Here is a 6478-nt window from a genome sequence, read left to right on the forward strand (position 1 = left end):
CCTCCCAACTGGCCCCATCAAGCGTCCCCTTGAGGTTGAAATTAACCCGCGCCAGCCCCGCAAAATCCCCTTGGACCCCGACCAAATTAAAAGCGGCAGTCCGGGCAGAGCGGACCCGGACCCGCCCGGATTGCACCGTCACCCGTTCGACCACCACCGCTCCAGCCGTGGGTTCGAGGTTGACAAAAAGATCCTCAATCGCCCAACGCCCCGCCCGGTCCCGTTCCAAGAGGACATCCGGTTCAATCAAGGCCAGACTCAGGGGAATGGGCCGTTTCGACAAGAGGTCCCAGGGACTAAACCCCACCGCCACCGCCTGTACAGTGCCCAGATTCTGGACCGCTGAGGTTCCCAACTCCATCCGCCAAGGCAGCAAGGCCGTGACCGGACCCAGAGCGACTTTGCGCTTGAGACTCCGGGTCAATTCTCGTTCCACACCCGGTCGTAACTGCTCATTCACCCAATCGCGGGCGAAATAATTAAACCCGACCATTCCCGTCACGCTCAGGACCAAACCAGACGTCGCTACTCCTAAAAAACCATTCAGGAGTGTCTTACGGAATTGTGCTAAAGAAGCCCCTTGCCCTTTCATGGCAATAGCTTATCAGGCTAGGGAATACTGCGGGTCAACAGCGGTGGCAACAAAATCCAACCGGCCACAAACATCGCCCCAATCGCCGCAATCAAAACTGCACCCGCCGCCGTGTCTTTACTGATCTTGGCAAGCTCATGGTACCGTTCGCCCACGGTCAGGTCCACTACCGCTTCTAGAGCCGTATTGAGTAATTCAAACGTGAGGACTAGCGCAATCGTCAAACTAATCACCGCAAATTCTAAGGGGGAAATCCTGACATAAATGCCTAGGGCTACGGCTATAGAACCAATCATCAAATGAATACGAAAATTTCGCTGGGTCACCGCACAGTAAACCACCCCAGCCCAAGCATACTTAAAGCTTGCAAAAAGACTGTCAGCCACCTGCCAGGAACGACGTTTTGGGATAATCTGTTTGGTCACGGTGCAGCAGTATCAGTAGGTAAATTCACTGTACGGTAGCCCATCCCCGTTATTTTGTTGCAACCGATACATTTTAGGGAATCACAGGTGAATCCCGCACTCGCGTTTAGTCGTACCCTGCCACCGTCCCGAACGCTCATCAGTATCCGGCAACGGGCGTCGCGTACATGGAGCACAACCAATTGAGGTGTAACCCTCATCTAGTAAGGAATTGTAGGGAAGACCCCGTTCCAAAATATATTGCCACATCCGGCCCTTGGACCAATCAGCTAGGGGGTTTACCTTAAGCATTTGCCTGGAATCCCAGTGGAGCAAGGGGGTCTGGCTACGGTTGGGGGCGTGTTCCCGGCGCAACCCCGACAGCCAACAACGGTAGCCCTGGAGGGCACGTTGTAGCGGTTCGACTTTTCGTAACTGGCAGCACTGGTCCGGGTTCTGTTGGGGTAGGTCTGCCCCGTAGACCGCGTTCTGTTGACTGACATTCAGGCGGGGCCGGACGACGGTTAAGGCCAAGTTGGGATAACGCTCGGTCATTTTTTGTTGCAGATCCAAGGTCGCTTGGAAGTGGAAGCCCGTATCCAGGAAAAAAGCCTGGACGACGGGTTGCAACTGGCTCAACAGGTCAATCAGAATAATGCTCTCAGGACCAAAGGCACAGGCCACGGTAAAATCCGCGCCGTACTGGTCAATCACCCAACGCAATAGGTCTTCAGTTGGAGCTTCAGCAAACTCTTCAGCCCGTTGGTCGACCCAGGTGCCTGCACTTGAAATGGCAATCACTGACAACCCCTCGCCTGTGGTCCTTCGATTGTACACTAAACCAATCGGGTTTTAGGGGATTAGTCAGCCAAGCGAATCCCACTGAAGGCCCACCGCGCCTCGGGCGGGAAGAAGTTGCGGTAGGTCAGGCGGATATGGTCACTACTCGTCACACAGCAGCCCCCACGCAGGACGAACTGATTGCACATAAATTTCCCGTTGTACTCCCCCAGGGCACTGGGGTCCGGGCGGTAGCCGGGATAGCCCGTGTAGGGACTCTGGGTCCACTCCCACAGGTCACCGATAAATTGCGGTCCCTGGGCGGGTTGGGGATGTAAATGTCCGGCTTCGAGTAAGTTCGGTGTTGGCGTAGGGGTTTGACTCGCGGCGATTTCCCATTCCGCCTCCGTGGGCAACCGTTGCCCCGTCCACCGCGCATAGGCATCAGCCTCAAATAAGCTCACATGGGACACGGGTTCGGCTAAGACCACTGGACGTAGCCCCGCGAGGGTCGTGTGCCACCATGCATCGCCGTGTTGTTCCCAGTAGAGCGGAGCCGTCCAACCCGCGCGGCAACAGGTTTCCCAACCTTGTGCAAGCCAAAATTCAGGCCGCCCGTAGCCCTGGTCCGCCATAAACGCCAAATACTCCCCATTCGTGACCAGCCGTTGGGCCAGCCGGAAGGGTTGGAGGTAAACCCGGTGGCGGGGTCCTTCGTTATCAAAGGCAAAATTCCCTTCCTGATGCCCAATCTCCCCCAAGCCCGCCGGGAATTCAGTCCAAGCGAGGGGAGTGGTCTCACTAAGGACGACCGGACGGGGACAGTAGACGGGCCGCAGGGGATTGGTGGCATAGATATGTTTGATGTCCATCAGGAGCAACTCTTGATGCTGCTGCTCGTGGTGTAGTCCCAGGGTGACGAGGTGTGCCCATTGCGCGGGGGGGACCGTTGCCATCAGTTCACCCATGTGGTGGTCCACGTAAGCGCGATAACGATAGACTTCATGCACAGTAGGCCGCGATAACAAACCCCGTTGATGCCGGGGATGGCGCACCCCCACCGCTTCGTAATAGGAGTTGAACAGGTAGCCGAACTGGGGATGGAAGGGCTGATAACCCGCTAGGAGGGGTCCTAGCAAAAATGTCTCAAAAAACCAAGAGGTATGGGCAAGGTGCCACTTCGGAGGGCTAACATCCGCCATGGACTGGATGCCATAATCCTCAATTTCCAAGGGTTCACAGAGGGTTTCACTCAGGGCACGAACTACCCAATAGGAACCACAGGCGACGGCAACAGGAGCAAAGACCACCGGGCCTAGCGAATCCGGTCAATACGGGAAACCAGGGTCAGCCCCAACGCGCCCAAGCCCACTACAATGCCGCCCGCCACCAAGCTCAACAGGAAATTCACTAAAGAAGGGGTCACTGCCAATCCTCCAGGCAAAACTTTATGATTTTATTTTATCAATATTTAAGATTTTTAGGACGCTGGTTTGGTAGAAGGTCTACGCCAGTCTATATACGGTCTATGCATTCTACTCATGCCAGTCAGTACAAAATCTACAATTTACACCGAGCGACGAGCCCAAGCTCATACTTCACGTTCGATTTAAGGCAGGAAATACGCTCTACATATGTAAATAATACGCAAGTAGTGGCATAAAAACCAACTAATACCTACAATGTTATACGGAGAATACCTTTGTCAGAGGATTCCCTAGGGAGCGTTGAGAATCGGTTGTTGGCTGCATTCCCAGATCATGCTTACAAAAAGCTTGCACCTCATTTAGAACAGGTTAACTTACCATCCAGACTGATTGCAGTTGAATCCAACCAACCCAGCCTAGTTCAAGCCATCACGGATCTCATTTACGCCTAAGTTCCCCCGAGTACGATGGGACAAAGCCTTTGAGGACTCCTTGTGACCCGTGACCTGCGTAGTTTTCTACAGTTGGTGGAGGCGCGTGGGCAGTTGCGCCGGATTGAGGCCCCCGTGGACTCCTACTTGGAGATTACTGAGATTGCCGAGCGGATGTTGCGTTGTGGCGGTCCGGCCCTGTTATTTGAACAGGTGAAGGGGGCTAAGTTCCCGGTGGTGGTCAACCTCCTGGGTACCGTGGAGCGTGTGGTCTGGGCAATGGGCCTAGAGCAGCAGCAGCAACTCGAAGACCTCGGCGAAAAACTCGGTAAACTCCAAAAACCCCGCCCCCCCCGCAACCTCCAGGGCCTACTCGAATTCGCGCCCCTGCTGTTGGATGTCCTCAAAGCCAAACCGGGCCGGGTCCTCTTCAACGCTCCCTGTCAACAGGTCATCCTCAACCAAGACCAAGTAGATCTCAATTTGCTGCCCCTGCTCCAGCCCTGGCCCCAAGACGCGGGACGCAACCTGACCATGGGCTTGGTCATCACCCAAGACCCCGAGGACGGCACCCCCAACGTCGGGATCTATCGGCTCCAGTACCAGAGTCGCAACACGATGACCGTCCATTGGCTCTCGGTGCGCGGCGGGGCTAGACACCTGCGCAAGTGGGCCGAACGGGGTCAAGCTATGCCCATTGCCATCGCCGTCGGTGTGGACCCCCTCCTCATCTTGGCGGCGGCGACCCCCATCCCCGTCGAACTCTCGGAATGGCTCTTTGCGGGACTGTACGGAGGCGAGGGGGTCAAATTAACGAAATGCCAGACCTCAGACCTGCTCGTACCCGCCATGGCAGAGTTTATCCTCGAAGGCACGATTACGCCCGGGGAGATGCAGGTGGACGGTCCCTTTGGCGACCACATGGGGTACTACGGACTCCCAGAACCCGCGCCCTTGGTCCAAATCCACACCCTCACCCACCGGCTGGACCCGATTTATCTCGCCACCTTCTCGGGCCGTCCGCCCAAAGAAGAAGCGATGATGGCTATTGCTCTCAACCGGGTCTACACGCCACTGCTGCGCCAACAGGTCCCAGAGATTGTGGATTTCTTTTTACCGATGGACGCGCTGAGCTACAAGCTGGCGGTCATCTCGATTAAGAAGTCCTACCCCGGTCAGGCACGGCGGGCGGCGATGGCGTTTTGGACGGCCTTGGTCCAGTTCACCTACACCAAATTTGTGGTCGTCGTGGATGCTGATCTTGATATCCGCGACCCTTCCCAAGTCGTATGGGCAATTGCTTCTAAAGTAGACCCGGCACGGGATGTATTTATTTTGGAGGATACCCCCTTCGATAGTCTGGACTTTGCCTGTCCCAAAATTGGCCTGGGGGCACGGATGGGCATTGACGCAACGACCAAAATCCCCCCCGAGACGGACCACGCCTGGGGTGAACCACTGGTCATGGATGGGGCTACTAAGGATTTGGTCACACGCCGTTGGGCGGAGTATGGGTTAGAAGATATTCCTCTAGACCGCGTGGACCCCCGCGCCTGGGGCTATTACGGTTAACTAGGCCCAGTCATCCTGACGCAGACTATCCCCCCGGAAAACCGGACGCTGGTGGTGGATCACCCGGGTCTGTTGAAATAACGTCTCTGGAGTCAGTGACCAAGTTTTGAATAACTGCTTGATTAAGCTATGGATCTCTGGAGCACCCTTGAAGTCCTGGTAACGGATGTAGAGACGGGCCAGTTCTGCTAGGGCTTGGTCGCTGACCGGGGCTGCTGCAACGGTCTGGAGGGTGTATAAATCGTGGTGGTATTGGGGATGGGTCTGGGTCATGGGGCTACAGAAATTGTTCACTCATGATAACTACCCAGTCCGCACCTACTCCCAAAAACCCATTCTCACCGCCGCACTTAGGTCAGGTTAGCGTAGGCCCTAGGGTGAATAATCGTCTCTCAAGAATTGGCTAGTATCTATTTCTACGGGCGGATTTTAGTTGGGCTAGCCCCTTGGACTGAACTAAACGGGGTGTGAGTGGGGTCAGTATATAGGTAAACCATCGGTTGAGGTAGTTATGAAAAAGTTTGCAGCGATTGGGTTGTCTTTGTTGTTGATGAGCCCCTTGGCTATGGCCCAGACCCGTGATGGCAGTGGAGCCGTCCGGGGGACCGGCACAGGCACAGGTAAAGGTGCAATTAAAGGCGGTGGTACGGCCACGGGTAAGGGGGTTGCCCTCTACTGCCAAGACGGGCGGGTCCGCGCTAAGAAAGGCACCGGAACTGTCAGCGGCAACGGTGTAGCGATTGGTAAAGGCAGTGCCACGGGTGATGTGAAAGGCGCGACGGGCACCGGAACTGTGACCGGCGAGGGCGATAGCACCAGCGATCGCTCTGTAACTCTCAACCGTAATGCGCGGGTCGGCGACCGTTGCTAAGCTGACGAAAGTTAAGCACTGAGGCCAGGGACGAGGACCGTCCCTGGCCTCAAACTATGTAATTTTTAGCTAGGCTTATGACAGCATGGGTTCACACATTGCCCCTTAAGCAGTACGCTGGAATTTACTCAAGGGGCAAGTCAGGAGCAACGGTTGTACTACCTCATTTCACGCACCACCTATTTCACTCCCAAAGAACAGGGCGGCAACTTTGAAACCCGATACCTGAGTAATTTAGAGATCTGGGAATTGGACCAGAGTCAAGCCCGCCGCTTCCTGCGCTATCCCACAGCCACCCTCAAGAAACTTAAGGGCATGGCGATCGAAGATGCCCAGGTGGAGGAGATCCAGGAATTCGAGGAAGACGCTTTCATCGCTAAGGATCCCGCCCCCTTTAGCCC

At 55.6% G+C, this 6478-nt stretch carries 9 protein-coding genes; 3 read left to right on the forward strand and 6 right to left on the reverse strand.

The window, feature by feature from the left end:
• From HFM78_RS04090 to HFM78_RS04110, 5 genes are all read right to left on the reverse strand, one after another.
• Positions 1-592, reverse strand: a 592-nt coding sequence (locus HFM78_RS04090; RefSeq protein WP_287128149.1) for a hypothetical protein, incomplete at its 3' end; no start/stop codon positions are given.
• A 17-nt stretch (positions 593-609) separates the two neighbouring features.
• The gene (locus HFM78_RS04095) at positions 610-1017 is read right to left on the reverse strand and encodes a diacylglycerol kinase family protein (protein WP_287128150.1); all 408 of its coding nucleotides are present in this window, start codon (positions 1015-1017) and stop codon (positions 610-612) included.
• Between the two features lie 81 nt (positions 1018-1098).
• Positions 1099-1797: a phosphoadenylyl-sulfate reductase gene (locus tag HFM78_RS04100; protein WP_287128151.1), complete on the reverse strand. Its 699-nt coding sequence runs from the start codon at positions 1795-1797 to the stop codon at positions 1099-1101.
• A gap of 59 nt (positions 1798-1856) precedes the next feature.
• Positions 1857-3086 (reverse strand): ergothioneine biosynthesis protein EgtB, encoded by a 1230-nt coding sequence (egtB, locus tag HFM78_RS04105; protein WP_287128152.1) that lies wholly within the window; start codon positions 3084-3086, stop codon positions 1857-1859.
• Positions 3087-3091: 5 nt separating this feature from the next.
• Entirely contained in the window at positions 3092-3202 is a 111-nt protein-coding gene (locus HFM78_RS04110; RefSeq protein ID WP_287128157.1) for a photosystem II reaction center X protein, read from the reverse strand.
• A 495-nt stretch (positions 3203-3697) separates the two neighbouring features.
• Between HFM78_RS04110 and HFM78_RS04115 the strand changes: the two genes are divergently transcribed.
• Positions 3698-5206 carry a UbiD family decarboxylase gene (locus HFM78_RS04115; RefSeq protein ID WP_287128153.1) on the forward strand — a complete coding sequence of 503 codons (1509 nt, stop codon included), beginning with the start codon at positions 3698-3700 and terminating at the stop codon, positions 5204-5206.
• On the opposite strand, the gene HFM78_RS04120 is transcribed toward HFM78_RS04115, so the two are convergent.
• Positions 5207-5479: a DUF3288 family protein gene (locus tag HFM78_RS04120; protein WP_287128154.1), complete on the reverse strand. Its 273-nt coding sequence runs from the start codon at positions 5477-5479 to the stop codon at positions 5207-5209.
• 238 nt (positions 5480-5717) lie between these two features.
• On the opposite strand from HFM78_RS04120, the gene HFM78_RS04125 reads away from it, so the two are divergent.
• Positions 5718-6077, forward strand: coding sequence for a hypothetical protein (locus HFM78_RS04125; RefSeq protein WP_287128155.1), 360 nt, complete (start codon positions 5718-5720; stop codon positions 6075-6077).
• Positions 6078-6230: 153 nt separating this feature from the next.
• The coding region (locus HFM78_RS04130; RefSeq protein WP_287128156.1) for a hypothetical protein at positions 6231-6478 on the forward strand (248 nt) is incomplete at its 3' end.

It is taken from the genome of Candidatus Cyanaurora vandensis (genome assembly GCF_013285555.1).
Taxonomy (GTDB): Bacteria; Cyanobacteriota; Cyanobacteriia; order Gloeobacterales; family Anthocerotibacteraceae; genus Cyanaurora; species Cyanaurora vandensis.